This is a genomic window from Amycolatopsis sp. NPDC005232 (assembly GCF_040607795.1).
Lineage (GTDB): Bacteria > Actinomycetota > Actinomycetes > Mycobacteriales > Pseudonocardiaceae > Amycolatopsis.
Genome location: NZ_JBEXHL010000018.1, coordinates 107,887 through 123,243, shown reverse-complemented (window position 1 = coordinate 123,243; position 15,357 = coordinate 107,887). Strand labels below are relative to the sequence as shown.

Genomic DNA, 15,357 nt, shown 5'->3' with positions numbered 1-15,357 from the left:
CCGGTTCGAGAGCACGAGAGCGGAAGGCGGCCTGAGCATGGAGTGCGCGTTCTGCACCAGCGGGATCGACCATTGTCACGGCACCCTGGTGGTTCACCCGGACGGCGGGTTCGCCGAGTGCACGCACGAGAGCTGCGCGGACCTCGACCGCGTGCGCCACGGCCTGATCATCGACTGCCACACCGTCGACGCGGAGTGCTCCTGCACGCTCGCCGTCGAGGTCGAGGCGGAGCTTCGGCAAGCTTCCTGAGCCCTCCCGCGGCCCAGTGACCGTGAAGGCCTCGTTCCCCGGACCGCAGGGGAACGAGGCCTTCACGGTTTTCCGCCGAGGGGTTCCCCTCCGGCCCCGATCCTTACCCGATCGTGTATGCAGCTGTGTACACCGGCTTGGCGATGTGCTAACACTAACGAGGTCCTTCGGCTCTCCCTCCCCCTCGGAGCCGGAGGACCCCTTATTTCCGGCCTCCGGTCTCCGCCGGGGCGGCCCGGAGCTCAGTAGCGGTAGTGCTCCAGCTTGAACGGGCCGGCCGCGTCCACGCCGATGTACTCCGCCTGCTCCTTCGTGAGCTTCGTCAGCTTCACGCCGAGCGCGTCGAGGTGCAGCCGCGCCACCTTCTCGTCGAGCAGCTTGGGCAGGCGGTGCACGCCGACCGGGTACTCGCCGGGCTTGGTGAACAGCTCGATCTGCGCGATCGCCTGGTTCGCGAACGAGTTCGACATCACGAACGACGGGTGCCCGGTGGCGTTGCCGAGGTTCATGAGCCGGCCCTCGGACAGCACGATGATCGAGTGCGCCGGGCGCCCCTCGGCCGCGGGGAAGGCCCACTCGTGCACCTGCGGCTTGATCTCCAGCTTGCGGATGCCGGGCACCTTGGCGAGGCCGGCCATGTCGATCTCGTTGTCGAAGTGGCCGACGTTGGCGACGATCGCGTTGTGCTTCATCCGCGCCATCTGCGCGGCGGAGATGATGCCGAAGTTGCCGGTGGTGGTGAGGAAGATGTCACCGCGCTCCACGACGTCGTCCAACTCGACCACGTCGAGGCCCTCCATGGCCGCCTGCAGCGCGCAGATCGGGTCGATCTCCGTGACCACCACGCGCGCGCCCTGGCCGCGCAGCGCCTCGACGGCGCCCTTGCCGACGTCGCCGTACCCGCAGACGACGGCGAGCTTGCCGCCGATCATCACGTCGGTGGCGCGGTTGAGGCCGTCGACCATCGAGTGGCGGATGCCGTACTTGTTGTCGAACTTGGACTTCGTCACCGAGTCGTTCACGTTCATCGCCGGGAACAGCAGCGTGCCCTCGGTCGCCAGCTTGTAGAGCCGCTTGACGCCGTTGGTGGTCTCCTCGGTCACGCCGCGGACCTCGCCGGCGATGCGCGTGAAGCGCTTCGGGTCGGCGGCGAGGCTCTCGGCGAGCGTGCGCAGGATGATCGCGTACTCCTCGGCGTCGTCGTCCGTGGCGGCGGGCACGGCGCCCGCGGCCTCGAACTCGACTCCCTTGTGGACGAGCAACGTCGCGTCGCCGCCGTCGTCCAGGATCATGTTGGGGCCCTGCCCGTCGGCGAACCGGAAGAGCAGGTCGGTGCACCACCAGTACTCGTCGAGCGTCTCGCCCTTCCACGCGAACACCGGCGTGCCCTCGGGCCGCTCGGCCGTCCCGTTCGGACCGACGACGACGGCGGCCGCGGCCTCGTCCTGGGTGGAGAAGATGTTGCAGGACACCCAGCGCACGTCGGCGCCCAGCGCCACGAGGGTTTCGATCAGCACCGCGGTCTGCACGGTCATGTGCAGCGAGCCGGCGATGCGGGCGCCCTTCAGCGGCTGCGCCTCGGTGAACTCGCGCCGGATCGCCATCAGGCCCGGCATCTCGTGCTCGGCCAGGCGCAGCTGCGTCCGCCCGGCCTCGGCGAGCGCCAGGTCGGCCACCGCGAACTCGAGTCCGCCGACGTTCTGCAGTTTCGGGCTCATAGAGGTTCCGCTCCCATTCGATACGGTTCTGGTTTCTGTTTCAGGGCACGGGGAATAGCGGCACCACCGCGTTCGGCAGCACCGGGCTCACCCGGGAGGGTTCAGGAGGTGCGGAGGCCGTCCTCCGGCTTTTGCTGGGACGGCAACACCTGTGCCGACGACGTCCGCGTCGACGACAGCTGGGTCAACAAAAAAGGCACCTCCTTCGCAGGAGGCGCCCTTGTCCGGAACTCGCGGGCCGAGCGTGGCGGAAACCTCTCGGCTTCCGTCGCAGCGCCTCTCGGCCCGGAGTGCGCCCTCGCGGCGCACGGTTCGTTCTACCGGTTCCCACCATGGCAAGGCGGGCCGGAGGCTGTCAAGCGCGCGGACCGGGCAGGTCGAGCTCGGTGTGGCGCGTGGCCAGGGTCTCGGCGAGCACGGCGAGCTTCACGTTGAGGTCCTGTGATGTGCGGCGCAGGATGTCGAACGCCTCGTCGGCCGAGATGCCCCGCCGCTGCATCAGGATGCCCTTCGCCTGACCGATCACGTCGCGCGAGTCGATGGCCTTGCGCAGATGCGCCCGCTGGAGGTCCGCGGCCGTCACGGCGTTGGTGGTAGCCAGCGCCAGCGAACCGTGGGTGGCCAGCAGCAGCGCGAGGTCGCGGTCGGTGGGCGTGAGTGCGCCGGTCTCGCGCGCGTAGACGTTGAGGGCACCGGACAGCTGCGGCTCGCGGGCGTCGGGCAGCAACGCGATGGCGAGCATCGAGCCCATGCCGCGTGCGGCCGCGGCCGGTCCGAACTTCGGCCACTCGGTCTCGTGGGCGAGGTCCTGGCTCTCCGCGTGGGCCGGGCCGTCCGGGCGGGCCGCGTCGAGGCAGGGGCCCTCCCCGGTGCGGTACTGCACCTGGTCGAGCTCGACGGCGATTGCATCGGTCTCGATCGGGGTGTAGAACAGCCCGTCGGGCGAGCGCAGCGTGACACTGACGACGCTCGCCGCGGGGATCACCCGGACCGCCGCCGTCACGAGCTGCTGCAGCACGCCGCCGACGGTCGTGACCTCCAGCAGCGACCGCGTGAGGTCCAGGAACTCGCCACCCAGCCCGCCGAATCGGTCGTCGGAACCGGTCGCGGGGACTCCGTTTTCGGACATGCCTCACCTCAATCGTGTGCCCGGAGTCCCGATTACCCCCTCGACAGGCTCGGCCAAACGCGCACCCCGCCGGTCACCGCGTCCGATCACGCGGGCGGGTGGGAGAACTCCGCGCGCACCCCGAGCAGCCGGACCGGCTGGTCCAGCAAGAACATCCCGAGCACCTCGCGCGCGGCGCGCCCGATCGCCGAGGCGTCCGAGGTCGGCTCCGGCAGCGTGATGCTGTGGGTGTGCGTGTGAAACGGCGCGAAGCGCACCTTCACCGCGACGCGCGCCGCCGGGCGGCCCTCGTCCACGACGTCACGGGCGACCCGCACGGCGAGGGTGTCGATTTCTTCCGCGATGCGCGCGGGATCGGTGAGGTCTTGCTGGAACGTCGTCTCGCGGCTGCGGGAGCGCGCGACGTACGGCGTGGCGGTGACCTCGGCGTCGCCGATCCCGCCCGCCAGCACCCGGTACCACGGGCCGAGGCGCGGGCCGAACCGCGCGGCCAGGTCGTCCGCGTCGGCGCCGGCCAGCTGCAGCACCGTGGTGAACCCGGCTTCGGCGAGCTTCTTGGCCGTCTTGCGCCCGATGCCCCACAGCGCGTCGGTGGGCCGCTCGGCCATCACGGCCCACCAGTTCTCCTGCGTGAGGCGGAAGATCCCGGCCGGTTTCGCGAATCCGGTGGCGAGCTTGGCGCGCAGCTTGTTGTCGCCGATGCCGACCGAGCACGAAAGCCCGGTCTCGTCCTCGACTGCCCGGCGGACCTCGGCCGCGAACGCCTCGGGGGCGTCGGTGTCGACGTTTTCGGTGTCGAGGCCGAGGAACGCCTCGTCCCACCCGAGCACCTCGACCACCACCGGCAGCTCACGCAGCCGCGCCATGACGCGGTCGGAGACCTCCTGATACGCGGGCGCGTCGGTGGCCAGGAACACCGCGTCGGGACAGCGTTTCGCGGCCAGCCGCAGTGGCATGCCGGACTGCACGCCGAACTCGCGCGCTTCGTAGGACGCGGTGGCCACCACGGCGCGCTCGGTGGGGTCGCCGTTGCCGCCCACGACCACCGGCCGGCCGCGCAGCTCGGGCCGGCGCGCGATCTCGACCGCGGCGATGAACTGGTCGAGATCGACGTGCAGGACCCAGGCGGACACCGCACCAGTGTGCGGCGCGGACCCGGGTGAGCGCACGTCAAACGTGCCGCGGCCCCCGCTGCGTCACGAGCGGCCGCGCCCGCGCACGACGTGCAGCGCCACCCCGCCGCCGGCGGCGAGCAGCGCGCACAGCGTGAAGGCGGGGCTCGTGGTGACGAGACCGGCCACGAGGAACGCGACGGCCGAGACGTCGAAGAGCACCGCGAAAAGGGTGATCAGACGACGGTTCGGCCCCGGCCTGCCTCGGGAGAGCGCCGCTGCCAGTTCCGGATCGCTGAACTCGAACCAGCGTTCGATCTTGTCCAGCTCGCTGCGTTCGTGGTGACTGAGCATGGAGGTCTCCTTCGGCGGCGCGCCTGCCGTCACGTCCGCCAGATACCCCCGGCCACCGTGATCCAATCGCCGATCCGGGCGCTCCGCAGCGGATTCACCCGGCCGCACCCATCCGTATAACAGCCTATACGTCGAATCTTGGACCGCCGTGCCGGTTTCGATGTCCACTGTGGACGATTGATCGGCCGGACGGGTGACCCGGTGCTCACGCAGCGCAGCGCGGATTCGCGCCGGTTCCCGTTGGCGCGCAAGGGAACCGGCACCGGGTCACGGCGCGCAGGCCGGCTCGGGGCCGACCGAGTCGTCACGGGACGATTTGTCGATTCCGACCTCGCAGCGGATCGACGCGTCGACGTGGTTGTTTCGGCGTGGGAGTCGTTCGTGCCCGGACCGTAGGCGGGCATCGGGGGAGTGGTCGCGATCCGGGCCGCTTCCTGCCACCGGACGTGATGCAGTATCGTCACTGCGAGTTACCTCACAGAGGTTCCGACCACGCCGAGGGGAGCGTCGGTGCAGGGTGACCGGCTGATCGCGGAGCGCTATCGACTGCTCGAGCGGATCGGCACCGGGGGCATGGGCGTGGTCTGGCGTGCGCACGACGAGCAGCTCGACCGTGAGGTGGCACTCAAGCAGGCGCGGCTTTCCGATGCGGTCAGCGGCCGCACCCTGCGTCGCGAAGCCCGACTCGCCGCCGGGGTGCAGCACCCGAACGTGGTGACCTTCTTCGACGTCGTCGCCCAGGGCGACGAGCTGTGGCTCGTGATGGAGTACGTGCCCTCGCGCAGCCTCGCCGAGGTCCTCACCGCCGAGGGCAGTCTGCCCGCGCGCACGGTCGTCGAGATCGGCGTGCAGGTCGCGGGCGCGCTCGCGGCGGTGCACGAGGGCGGCGTGGTGCACCGCGACGTGAAGCCCGGCAACGTCCTCATCACCGACGACGGCCGTGCCAAGCTCACCGACTTCGGGATCTCGCGCTCGGTCCGCACCGACGAGACGGTCACGGACTCCCCGCACATCGGCGGCACCCCCGGTTACCTCGCGCCGGAAGTCGCGCAGGGGCACCCGCCGACCGCCGCGTCCGACGTCTTCTCCTTGGGCGCCACGCTGTTCTCCGCGGTCGAAGGCGCTCCGCCCTTCGGTGGCGGCAACGAGTACGCGACCATCCGGCGCGCGGCCGAGGGCGCGGTCCCGCCGGCGCGCAAGGCCGGTGATCTCGCGCCCGTGCTCGCCGCGTTGACGCGGACGGCTCCCGAAGACCGGCCTACCGCGGCCGCCGCGCACGACCTGCTGGTCGCCGGCGCGGGCGGGCTGCCTCCCTCGTCGCCGCTGCGCCGCCGGCCCGACGGGCGCCGGCGGCGGCTCGTGATCGCGGGAGCGGTCGCCGCCGTCGTGGTGCTCGCGGGCGTGGCCCTGATCCTGCTGCCGGACAGCGGAAAGCCGCCGACCCCGGCCGCGGCTTCGAAGGTGCCAGCCGCTCCGGCGAAGCTCGGCATCGGCAAGGATCCGCGTTCGGCCGATCCGTGCCGGCTCGTGGACGCGGTGCCGCTGCGCCCCTACGGCGACCCCGAGGTGGACCCGGACTACGGCAACTTCGACCGCTGCGACGTGATCCTCAACCGTGGCAACGATCTTCAGGCCGACGTGAAGGTCGAGCTGGAGGACCCGCCCTCCGGCGGCGCCGCGCCGGAGGGACAGCGCTCGCGCTCCGGCCCGTTCGACGTGTTCGGCGACCCCGCGCAGGACGGCGCGTGCGTGCGCCTGATCCAGCTGCAGGACCACTACCTCGTGCGCGTGACTGTGTCCGACGACGACGGCGACAACCTCGACACCTGCAAGCCCGCCGACGTCGCGGTCGCGTCGGCGACGAAGGTGCTCGCCGTGGCGGGCGTACCCGCGCGGTCGACGCCGGTCCCGGCCGGCTCGCTGTCCGATGTGGACGCGTGTTCGCTGCTGAGCTCCGCCTCGCTCGGCAGCACCGCGGGCGTCACGGCGCCGGTGCAGGTGGTGCCGGGCTACGGGGACTGGACCTGTGATTGGGACAGCTCGGCGTCAGACCGCGCGGTCACGGTGATCTTCGACCGCGACCAGCCGCCGGACGGCGACTCGGGCCAGCTCGTCAAGGTCTCCGGGCACGACGCGTACCTCGCGACCGACGACTTCGCCGACGACACGTGCCAGGCACTGCTGGTCTACCGGAGCTACACCGACGCACACGGAGAGGCCGCGGTGGAGCAGATCAAGGTGGTGGTCCACGGCGACCCGCCGTCGCAGGACCTCTGCGCCCCGGCCACGTCACTGGCCGGCGACGTCGTCGCGAAGCTGCCGCAGGCATGACCGCGCTGCGATCCGGCGGGCCGGCCGAGTCCCTCGGCGCCGACCACGGCAGCCTCGCCTACGGGGTGCCGCCCGCGGCGCCGGGCACGATCTTCGCACTGGCCGTGACCGGCGGCGTGCGCATGCCGCCCCGCGACGGCCGGGAAGTCCTCTTCGGACGCAACCGCGAAGACGTCCACGTGTGCGTGGGGGAGGACGACCGGAAGGTCAGCCGCAAACAGGGTTTCCTTGTGCGCCGGCGCGACGCGTGGTGGATGCACAACACCGGGCGGCTGCCGATCCGCCTGCCCGGCTCGCGCCTGTTGTTCCCCGAAGAGGAGCCCGTGCCGCTCGCGGAGGGCTACACGGCGGTGTTCGTGCGCGGTTCGGCCGACCGCGAGCACCTGCTGGAGCTGTACGTGTCGGGGGCGGACGGACGCCGGCCGGAGTCGCGTCCGCAGGACGTGACCGAGCCGCCGCGCATGTGGCGGCTGAGCCCCGAAGAGCGCCTCGTGCTGGTCTCGCTGGCTCAGCGTTACCTGCTGCAACAGCCCTACCCGCAGCCGATGGCGTGGCGGCAGGTCGCCGAGCAGCTCTCCGAGCTGGCGCCGGGCAGCCGCTGGACGCCCAAACGGGTGGAGCACCTCGTGGTCGCCGTGCGGGCGCGGCTCGCGCGCGCCGGCGTCGCGGGCCTCACGCGTGAAGAGGTCGGTGAGCCGGTGGGCAACTCCCTCAACGACAACCTCGTGAAGGAGCTCCTGCTGTCCACTTCGCTGGTGCCGCCGGACCTCGCGCTGCTCGAACCACCTGACGAAACCGCTCCGGGAGGGGTCCCGGCGCCGCCCGGTTAGCCTCGCGGCGCGCGGTGGGGCAGGCCCCGCGCCGGGAACGGGCGGGGGCGTCGTGACGGGTGAGGGGATGCGGGCACTGCCCGCCGGGCATCCGAGCCTGGCGCGGGGCTTCGCGTCACCGCCCGGCACGCTGGTCGTGCTCGGGCTCGCCGGGGGAGTGCTGGTGCCGCCGTCGGCGCCGGGTCCGGTGACGTTCGGGCGCAACACCGCGGAGGTCTCCGTGCCGGTCGGGGAGGACGACCGGCGGGTGAGCCGCCGCCACGGCGTGCTGGAGCACCACCGCGACCGCTGGTGGGTGCGGGCCACGGGCAAGGTCCCGTTGCGGCTGCCGGAATCCCGGCTCCTGTTCACCGGCGCGGCGCCGGTCGCGTTGCCGGCGGGCTACCTGCCGTTGTTCGTGCACGGCTCGCGCGGGCGGGAGCACGTGCTGGAGGTGCACGTCGCCGACGGCAGGCCCGCCGGGCGACCCGCGCCGCACGGGGTGCTCGACACGCGCGAACGGCTGGCGCTCACCGTGGTCGGCCAGGGCTTCCTGCGCTGGGAGGCGCAGCCACGGCCGGTGCCGCCGGAGCGGGCGGCGGCTCAGCTCGCGGTGCTGGACCCCGGCGGCGACTGGACCTCGCTGGGCGTGCGGGCCGCCCTCGACGGCGTGCGAGCCCGGTTCCACCCGGCGAGCGGCGACGACCTGTTGCTCGGTGCGTTGCTGGCCGCCGCGGTGCTGGTGCCGCCGGACCTGGCCTTGCTGACCGCCGAACCCGTGCCGCAACCGCGCGTGCCCGACTGGACACAGAGGACAGTCGGCTCGTAGTGCCGGGTGCCGAGCGTCACACGGCGGTTCGTTGCGGCCGCTGGGCGCCGCGCAGCCGGGACTCCAGGGTGTCGAGCGCGGTGCTGAACACGCCGAACTGCTCGGGCGTGAGCGCGTCAACGAGCAGCTCGCCCACGAGCGCGGCGTGCCCGGACGCGGCCTCGCGAAGCTGTGACCAGCCGAGATCGGTGAGGAAGGCGATCACGCCGCGGTCGTCGGACTCGCACGAGCGGCGCCCGACGAGCCCGGTCTTCTCCAGCTGGCCGACCTGGTAGCTCAGCCCGCTCTTGGACGTGAGAGCCGCGCCCGCCAGCTCCGTCATGCGCAGGGCGCCGCCGGCGGCGGCGAGGCGCGCCAGAACTTCGTACTGTGGGTGCGAAAGCCCCGCGTCGTCGCGAAGCTGCTGTTCGACGCGACGGTTGAGCTGCGAGCTCACCGCCAGGAAGGCCTGCCAGGTCTTCAGCTGGCGATCCGTGAGCCATCGGGGGTCGGCCATGCACCCATGGTAACGCAGGTTGTTCGAATTTGAACCATGTTGTAGGGTCGATCAAGTCGTGGTTCGAATTTGAACCACCTGGGAGAACGGAGCAGCCGATGGCGACGGTGGCGGAGGTGCGTACGCGGGTGCGGATCCCGCTGCGGCTGGGCGACGACCTCTCCGTCGACGCGGAGGCCGTGACGTTCCACGGGCTCGCCGACGGGCTGGAGCACCTCGCGTTCGTGCTCGGCGAGCCGGGCCCGGTGCCGCTCGTGCGGATGCACTCCGAGTGCCTGACCGGCGACGTCTTCGGCTCGGCCCGCTGCGACTGCGGCCCGCAGCTGCGCGAGTCGGTCGCCCGGATCTCCGAGACCGGCGGCTACCTGCTCTACCTGCGCCAGGAAGGCCGCGGTATCGGCCTGTACAACAAGCTCGACGCGTACGCGCTGCAGGACGGCGGGCTCGACACCTACGAGGCCAACGCGGCACTCGGCCTGCCCGAGGACGCCCGCGACTACACCGCCGCCGCGCAAATGCTCACCGCACTCGGCGTGCGCCGGCTCGACCTGCTGTCGAACAACCCCGACAAGGCCGCGCAGCTGACCGCCCACGGTCTCGACGTGCGCGACCGCGTGCCCACGGGCGTGTTCGCGACGGAGACCAACGTCCGGTACCTGCGGGCGAAGGTCGAGCACACCGGCCACAACCTCGTGCTGCCCGCAGGGTTCGGCCACGCCGGCCTCGCCAGCTGAACCGTCCACATCGGATCGTCCGCGTCAGGGCGCCGACTCCCGCACCACCAGTTCGGTCGGCAGCACGGTCACGCCGTCGAGAGGCGTGTCGCCGGTCAGCTTGCCGAGCAGGCGTCGCGCCGCCGTTTCCCCGAGGGCCCGGGAGGGCCGGCGCACGGTCGTGAGCGGCGGGTGCGTGAACGCCGCGAGCGGCAGGTCGCCGAACCCGGCCACGGCGACGTCTCCGGGCACGGTGCGGCCGGCTTCGCGCAGTCCGGTGAGGACACCGGCTGCCACCACGTCGTCACAGGCGAACACGGCGTCGAACCCGTGGCCCGAGGCGACGAGCCGCCGCACGGCCGAGTGGCCGCTGCCCGCGGTGGAAGCCGCCTCGGTGACGGCGTTCCCGGTGAGTGGTGAACCGGCTTCTTCGAGTACGGACCGGAATCCGGCGAGCCGGGAGGCGGCGTGTTCGCCGGGACCCGTCACGACGGCGACGTGGCGCCGGCCGCGCGCCAGGAAGTGCCGGGCCACCGCGGCGGCGCCCGCGGCGTCGTCGCCGGTCACGGACGGGAACGCCGAGCGTGCCCCGTCGACGACCACGACCGGGAGGTCGGAGTCGCGCAGCGCGTCGTTGTCCGTGACAGCGGGTGGCGGGTCGAGCAGCAGCAGCCCGTCGAACGCGTGGGCCCGCACCTGGTGCGTGAAGCGCTCGAGCGAGTCCGCGCCCCGGGCGGCCGTGCTCAGCAGCAGGCCGTGGTCACTCTCCTCGACGACGTCGGCCACTCCCTGCAACACCTCGCCGACGCCTGCCGGCGAGAGTCCCGGCACGAGCACCCCGACGAGCCGGGTCCGGCCCTTCGCCAGACCGACGGCCCCGGCGCTCGGGATGTAGCCCGTCGCGGCGATGACTTCACGCACGCGCACGGCGGTGGCGGCGTCCACGTCGGACTTGTTGTTGAGCACCCGGGACACGGTCGTCTTGCTCACCCGCGCTCGGCGGGCGACCTCCGCGATCGTGACGCGCATCGGTCCTCCATGCGAATCCGAGCACCGGGCGGGTTGCCTTCTCTTCAACGTACTCGCCTGTCCGCCTGTTGCCGGGCGTCCGTTCGGCGGTGTCCGTTCCGCCGGACGTGACATGTATAACAACCTATACGGCGGCGCGGGAGCGCGTGTTCTGATGGCGGGCGTGATCATCGACGCGGGCGAGTTCGTCCTCCTGCTGCTCGCCGGAGTGGGCGCCGGCCTCGTCGGCGCCACCGCGGGACTGGCCTCGCTCGTGTCGTACCCCGCGCTGCTCGCCGCCGGGATGCCGCCGGTGGTCGCGAACATGACCAACACCGTCGCGATGCTCGGCACCACCGCGGGCGCGGCCGCCGGTGCGCGGCCTGAGCTGAAGGGGCAGTGGCGCCGCCTGCTGCCGCTGTGCCTGATCACCACGGCCGGCGGTGGCTGCGGCGGGCTCGTGCTGCTGCTGACGCCGCCCGACGCGTTCACCGTGGTGGTCCCGTGGCTGATCGGCGGTGCGGCGCTGGTCCTGTTGGCGGGTCCGCGGTTGCGCCGGTTGGCGGAAGGCGCGGAGCGCCACGGCATCGGCCCGGTCACCGGCGCTGCGGCGTTCCTGGTCGGCGTGTACGGCGGCTATTTCGGTGCTGCGGCGGGCGTGCTGATGCTGGCGCTGCTCACCACCGTGTGGACGCAGCCGTTGGCCCGCACGAACGCGGCCAAGAACATCGCCACGGGCACGGCGAACCTGATCGCCGCGGCCGTCTTCGCGTTCACCGGCCGCGTGCTCTGGCCCGCGGCGCTCGCCGTGTGCCTGGGTTCGGTCGCGGGGTCCTGGCTCGGTTCGATCCTCGTGCGGTACCTGCCCGCGACCCCGCTGCGGATCGCGATCGCGATCGGCGGGCTCGCGCTCGCGGTGATGCTTGCCCGCGAAGCCTACGCGGGCTGATCGCAGCGGAACCGTTGCCGTGCCCGGCTGACGCGCGGGCACCCCAGGGGGCATGATCGGCGGGGTACCCGAGCAGGAGGCCAGATGAGCATTGTCGGCACCCGCGTGGTGCGCGTCGAGGACGAGAAGCTGATCACCTCGGGCGGAACGTACGTCGACGACTTGCGGGAGGCGGCGCTCACCGGCGCTGTCCACGCGGTCTTCGTGCGCAGCCCGATCGCCCACGCGCGCATCACCGGCATCGACACGGAAGAGGCGAAGCAGGCACCGGGAGTCGTCGGCGTTTTCACGGCGGCGGATCTCGACCTCGCGCCTCAGCAAGTCGGTCCCGTGACCGAACCGTTCCTGGCCACGGACGTAGTGCGCTACGTCGGCGAACCCGTCGCGCTGGTGCTCACCGAAGAGCGCTACCAGCTGGCCGACGCGGCGGAGCTGGTCGACGTGGACTACGACCCACTCGACGCCGTGGCGAGCATCGACGCCGCGCTGTCCGGCGGTATCGAGCTGTTCCCCGGTGGTGGTGGCACCGGCAACGTCATGCAGGTGAACGGCGCCGAGGAGTTCGACGACGCGATGTTCGCGGACTGCGACGCCGTCGTCACGCAGACGATCCTCAACCCGCGTGTGGCGCCGGCGTCGCTCGAGGTGCGTGGCGGATCGGCGGCGTGGGGCGAGGACGGTCGGCTGACGTTGTGGCTGTCCACGCAGAACGCCCAGATCGCCCGGACCACCGTAGCGGGTGCTCTGGGGCTCGGCGAGGAACTGGTGCGCGTGATCGCGCCGGATGTCGGCGGCGGCTTCGGCGCCAAGATCGGCGCCGACCCCGAGGCGAGCCTGCTCGGCTGGGCTGCGCGTGCCGTCGGGCGGCCGGTGCGGTGGACCGAGTCGCGCAGCGAGAACCTCACGGCGATGACCCACGGCCGGGCGCAGCAGAACACGGTGACCATCGGCGGCAAGCGCGACGGGACGGTGCTCGCGTACCGGATCGACGTCGTGCAGGACAGCGGCGCCTACCCGCGCGCCATGTTCCTGCCCACGCTGACCGAGATGATGGCGCCCGGCGTGTACCGCTTCCCGGTGGTGCAGACGCGTAGCCGCTGCGTGGTCACGAACACCACGCCGATCGCCGCCTACCGCGGCGCGGGCCGTCCCGAGGCGACGGCCGCGGTCGAGCGCGCGATGGACCTGTTCGCCGCCGAGATCGGGATGGACCCGGCCGAGGTGCGGCGGGTCAACTTCATCCACCCGGAGGAATTCCCGTACACCACGCCGACCGGCGGGGACTACGACACGGGCGAGTACGCGGCGGCGCTCGACAAGGTGCTCGAGGCCGCGGGTTACGCCGAGCTGCGCGCGGAGCAGGAGCTGCGCCGCGCCGCGGGTGACCCGGTGGCACTGGGTCTCGGCATCGCCGCCTACGTCGAGATCACCGGCGGCGACGCGAGCGGCGAGAGCGGCCGCGTCGACATCCACGAGGACGGCTCGGTCACCGCGTACACGGGCAGCTCGCCGCACGGCCAGGGGCTGGCGACGTCGTTGGCAATGCTCCTGTCCGACCAGCTCGGCGTGCCGCTGACGAAGATCACCGTGAAGCACGGCGACACCGACGAGGTCCCGCGTGCGGTCGGCACGTTCGGCTCGCGGTCTCTGCAGCTCGGCGGCTCGGCGGTCCGGCAGGCGGCCGACGAGGTGATCGCCCAGGCCCGGGAGCTCGCGGCCGACCTGCTCGAGGCCGCGGCCGAGGATCTGGAGCTCGACACGGAACGCGGGGTCTGGCAGGTGCGCGGCGCGCCGTCGAGCACCACGCTCGACTGGGCGCGGATCGTGTCCGCGGCCGAGAGCGCGGCGCTGTCGGCCGACGTGTGGTTCGGCGACGGCAAGCCGACGTTCCCGTTCGGCGCGCACCTCGCCGTGGTCGAGGTCGACACGGAGACGGGCAAGGTCGAGGTGCGGCGGCTGGTCGCGGTCGACGACGCCGGGCCGGTGGTGAACCCGCTGACCTTCCGCGGCCAGCGCCACGGCGGGCTCGGCCAGGGCATCGCGCAGGCGCTGCTGGAGGTCGTGAACTACGACGAGGACGGCAACCCGACCACGGCCACGCTCGCGGACTACTCGTTCGTGACCGCGACCGAGCTGCCCGACTTCGAGCTCGTGGACATGGCGACGCCGACGACTCGGAACCTGCTGGGGGTCAAGGGGATCGGCGAGGCCGCGACGATCGGGTCGACGCCGGCGGTGCACAACGCGGTGGTCGACGCGCTCGCCCACCACGGCGTGCGGCATCTGGACATGCCGACCACCCCGATGCGGGTCTGGGCGGCCCTGAACGACGTGAGGAAGGCGGACTGACGTGCGGGTCTCCATCGAGGTGAACGGCCGGACCACGGCCGGGGAGGTGCCGGACCGGACGCTGCTGGTGCACTACCTGCGCGACACCGTCGGGCTCACCGGCACGAACATCGGCTGCGACACCACTTCGTGCGGCGCCTGCACGGTCCTGTTCGACGGCGAGTCGGTGAAGTCGTGCACGGTGCTGGCCGCGCAGGCCGACGGGCACGAGGTGACCACAGTGGAGGGTCTGGCCGGCGACGACGGCGAGCTGCACCCCGTGCAGCGCGCGTTCCGCGAGCAGCACGGGCTCCAGTGCGGCTTCTGCACGCCGGGGATGATGATGGCTTCGGTGTCGCTGCTGAAGGAGAATCCGCAGCCGTCGCGACGCGAGGTCCGGGAGGCGCTCGAAGGAAACCTGTGCCGCTGCACGGGTTACCACAACATCGTGAGCGCCGTGGTCGAGGCGTCGGGGCAGGAGGTGGACCGGTGATCCCCGCCGAGTTCTCCTACCGCCGGGCGTCCACTGTGGACGAGGCGCTGGCGCTGCTGGCCGAGCACGGTGAGGACGCGAAGCTGCTCGCCGGCGGGCATTCGCTGCTGCCGCTGATGAAACTGCGGTTCGCGGCGCCCGAGGTCGTGGTGGACATCGCGCCGCTCGACGAGCTGAAGTTCGTGCGGCTCGACGGCGAGGAGGTGGTGATCGGCGCGCTGTCGCGGTACCACGACCTCCACGGCGACCCGGTGCTCGCCGAGCACGCGCCGCTCATCGCGCACGCGTCCGGTGCCGTCGGAGATCCTCAGGTGCGCCACCGCGGCACGCTCGGCGGTTCGCTCGTGCACGCCGACTCGGCCGCCGACCTGCCCGCGGTGATCCTCGCGTCCGACGGCGTGCTCGTCGCGCGCGGTCCGGCGGGGGAGCGGCGCATCCCGGCGTCCGAGTTCTTCCTGGGCCCGTTCACCACGCCGCTGGAGCCGGACGAGCTGCTGACCGAGATCCGCCTGCCCAGCCAGGCCGGACTGGGCTGGGGCTTCGAGAAGTTCACGCGCCGGAACATCGACTGGGCGATCGTGGGCGTCGCGGTGGTCGGCAAATCCGTGGGCCTGATCAACCTCGGCGGCACCCCGCTGCGGGCCGCGGCGACGGAGAAGGCGCTGGCGGATGGCGCTTCGGCCGACGAGGCCGCGGCGCTCGCCGCCGAGGACACCTCGCCGCCCGACGAGCCCCACGCGTCGGCGGAGTACCGCCGGCACCTGGCGCGCGTGCTGACGCGGCGGGCACTGCTGGCGGCGGGCATCGCCTGAGCCGTTCGGCCGGTGGGGAACGGGCG

15 protein-coding genes and 1 riboswitch are annotated in these 15,357 nt (G+C 72.3%); of the genes, 9 read left to right on the top strand and 6 right to left on the bottom strand.

Going from position 1 to position 15,357, the window contains the following annotated elements; translation table 11 throughout:
- Positions 1-37 precede the first annotated feature (37 nt).
- The gene (locus tag ABZU76_RS30920; protein WP_354875735.1) at positions 38-250 is read left to right on the top strand and encodes a hypothetical protein; all 213 of its coding nucleotides are present in this window, start codon (positions 38-40) and stop codon (positions 248-250) included.
- Positions 251-492: 242 nt separating this feature from the next.
- Here ABZU76_RS30920 and ahcY read toward each other — a convergent pair whose 3' ends face one another.
- The 4 genes from ahcY to ABZU76_RS30900 all read right to left on the bottom strand — a co-directional run bounded on the left by ahcY (position 493) and on the right by ABZU76_RS30900 (position 4,731).
- On the bottom strand, positions 493-1,968 hold the full coding sequence (gene ahcY / locus ABZU76_RS30915) for an adenosylhomocysteinase (protein WP_354875606.1): 1,476 nt from the start codon (positions 1,966-1,968) through the stop codon (positions 493-495).
- A 205-nt stretch (positions 1,969-2,173) separates the two neighbouring features.
- Positions 2,174-2,256, bottom strand: a riboswitch (S-adenosyl-L-homocysteine riboswitch).
- 67 nt (positions 2,257-2,323) lie between these two features.
- Positions 2,324-3,097, bottom strand: a complete 774-nt coding sequence (locus tag ABZU76_RS30910) for a GAF and ANTAR domain-containing protein (protein ID WP_354875605.1) — start codon at positions 3,095-3,097, stop codon at positions 2,324-2,326.
- Between the two features lie 86 nt (positions 3,098-3,183).
- Positions 3,184-4,230 carry a DNA polymerase IV gene (locus tag ABZU76_RS30905; protein ID WP_354875604.1) on the bottom strand — a complete coding sequence of 349 codons (1,047 nt, stop codon included), beginning with the start codon at positions 4,228-4,230 and terminating at the stop codon, positions 3,184-3,186.
- 63 nt (positions 4,231-4,293) lie between these two features.
- Entirely contained in the window at positions 4,294-4,731 is a 438-nt protein-coding gene (locus ABZU76_RS30900; protein ID WP_354875603.1) for a DUF3040 domain-containing protein, read from the bottom strand.
- A gap of 342 nt (positions 4,732-5,073) precedes the next feature.
- Between ABZU76_RS30900 and ABZU76_RS30895 the strand changes: the two genes are divergently transcribed.
- The 3 genes from ABZU76_RS30895 to ABZU76_RS30885 all read left to right on the top strand — a co-directional run bounded on the left by ABZU76_RS30895 (position 5,074) and on the right by ABZU76_RS30885 (position 8,532).
- A complete protein-coding gene (locus ABZU76_RS30895; protein ID WP_354875601.1) occupies positions 5,074-6,894 on the top strand; it encodes a serine/threonine-protein kinase in 1,821 nt (606 codons plus the stop codon).
- A complete protein-coding gene (locus tag ABZU76_RS30890; protein WP_354875599.1) occupies positions 6,891-7,724 on the top strand; it encodes an FHA domain-containing protein in 834 nt (277 codons plus the stop codon). The genes ABZU76_RS30895 and ABZU76_RS30890 overlap by 4 nt, the downstream gene beginning before the upstream one ends.
- Before the next feature lie 67 nt (positions 7,725-7,791).
- Positions 7,792-8,532 carry an FHA domain-containing protein gene (locus tag ABZU76_RS30885; RefSeq protein ID WP_354875597.1) on the top strand — a complete coding sequence of 247 codons (741 nt, stop codon included), beginning with the start codon at positions 7,792-7,794 and terminating at the stop codon, positions 8,530-8,532.
- Positions 8,533-8,548: 16 nt separating this feature from the next.
- On the opposite strand, the gene ABZU76_RS30880 is transcribed toward ABZU76_RS30885, so the two are convergent.
- Positions 8,549-9,028: a MarR family winged helix-turn-helix transcriptional regulator gene (locus ABZU76_RS30880; protein ID WP_220241321.1), complete on the bottom strand. Its 480-nt coding sequence runs from the start codon at positions 9,026-9,028 to the stop codon at positions 8,549-8,551.
- 98 nt (positions 9,029-9,126) lie between these two features.
- Here ABZU76_RS30880 and ribA point away from each other — a divergent pair, with 98 nt between their 5' ends.
- Positions 9,127-9,762, top strand: coding sequence for a GTP cyclohydrolase II (ribA, locus tag ABZU76_RS30875; protein WP_354875595.1), 636 nt, complete (start codon positions 9,127-9,129; stop codon positions 9,760-9,762).
- Positions 9,763-9,786: 24 nt separating this feature from the next.
- Here ribA and ABZU76_RS30870 read toward each other — a convergent pair whose 3' ends face one another.
- Positions 9,787-10,770, bottom strand: a complete 984-nt coding sequence (locus tag ABZU76_RS30870; RefSeq protein WP_354875593.1) for a LacI family DNA-binding transcriptional regulator — start codon at positions 10,768-10,770, stop codon at positions 9,787-9,789.
- 163 nt (positions 10,771-10,933) lie between these two features.
- Here ABZU76_RS30870 and ABZU76_RS30865 point away from each other — a divergent pair, with 163 nt between their 5' ends.
- From ABZU76_RS30865 to ABZU76_RS30850, 4 genes are all read left to right on the top strand, one after another.
- Positions 10,934-11,698, top strand: a complete 765-nt coding sequence (locus tag ABZU76_RS30865) for a sulfite exporter TauE/SafE family protein (protein ID WP_354875733.1) — start codon at positions 10,934-10,936, stop codon at positions 11,696-11,698.
- Positions 11,699-11,782: 84 nt separating this feature from the next.
- Positions 11,783-14,047 (top strand): xanthine dehydrogenase family protein molybdopterin-binding subunit, encoded by a 2,265-nt coding sequence (locus ABZU76_RS30860; protein ID WP_354875591.1) that lies wholly within the window; start codon positions 11,783-11,785, stop codon positions 14,045-14,047.
- 1 nt (position 14,048) lies between these two features.
- Positions 14,049-14,519 (top strand): (2Fe-2S)-binding protein, encoded by a 471-nt coding sequence (locus ABZU76_RS30855; protein ID WP_220241316.1) that lies wholly within the window; start codon positions 14,049-14,051, stop codon positions 14,517-14,519.
- Positions 14,516-15,331: a xanthine dehydrogenase family protein subunit M gene (locus ABZU76_RS30850; protein WP_354875589.1), complete on the top strand. Its 816-nt coding sequence runs from the start codon at positions 14,516-14,518 to the stop codon at positions 15,329-15,331. The genes ABZU76_RS30855 and ABZU76_RS30850 overlap by 4 nt, the downstream gene beginning before the upstream one ends.
- Positions 15,332-15,357: the final 26 nt, after the last annotated feature.

Excerpts from the sequence above, each read along its gene's own strand:
- ABZU76_RS30920 (WP_354875735.1), top strand. The coding sequence starts at position 38 with ATGGAGTGCGCGTTCTGCACCAGCGGGATCGACCATTGTCACGGCACC.
- ahcY (WP_354875606.1), bottom strand. The coding sequence starts at position 1,968 with ATGAGCCCGAAACTGCAGAACGTCGGCGGACTCGAGTTCGCGGTGGCC.
- ABZU76_RS30910 (WP_354875605.1), bottom strand. The coding sequence starts at position 3,097 with ATGTCCGAAAACGGAGTCCCCGCGACCGGTTCCGACGACCGATTCGGC.
- ABZU76_RS30890 (WP_354875599.1), top strand. The coding sequence starts at position 6,891 with ATGACCGCGCTGCGATCCGGCGGGCCGGCCGAGTCCCTCGGCGCCGAC.
- ABZU76_RS30885 (WP_354875597.1), top strand. The coding sequence starts at position 7,792 with ATGCGGGCACTGCCCGCCGGGCATCCGAGCCTGGCGCGGGGCTTCGCG.
- ABZU76_RS30880 (WP_220241321.1), bottom strand. The coding sequence starts at position 9,028 with ATGGCCGACCCCCGATGGCTCACGGATCGCCAGCTGAAGACCTGGCAG.
- ribA (WP_354875595.1), top strand. The coding sequence starts at position 9,127 with ATGGCGACGGTGGCGGAGGTGCGTACGCGGGTGCGGATCCCGCTGCGG.
- ABZU76_RS30870 (WP_354875593.1), bottom strand. The coding sequence starts at position 10,770 with ATGCGCGTCACGATCGCGGAGGTCGCCCGCCGAGCGCGGGTGAGCAAG.
- ABZU76_RS30860 (WP_354875591.1), top strand. The coding sequence starts at position 11,783 with ATGAGCATTGTCGGCACCCGCGTGGTGCGCGTCGAGGACGAGAAGCTG.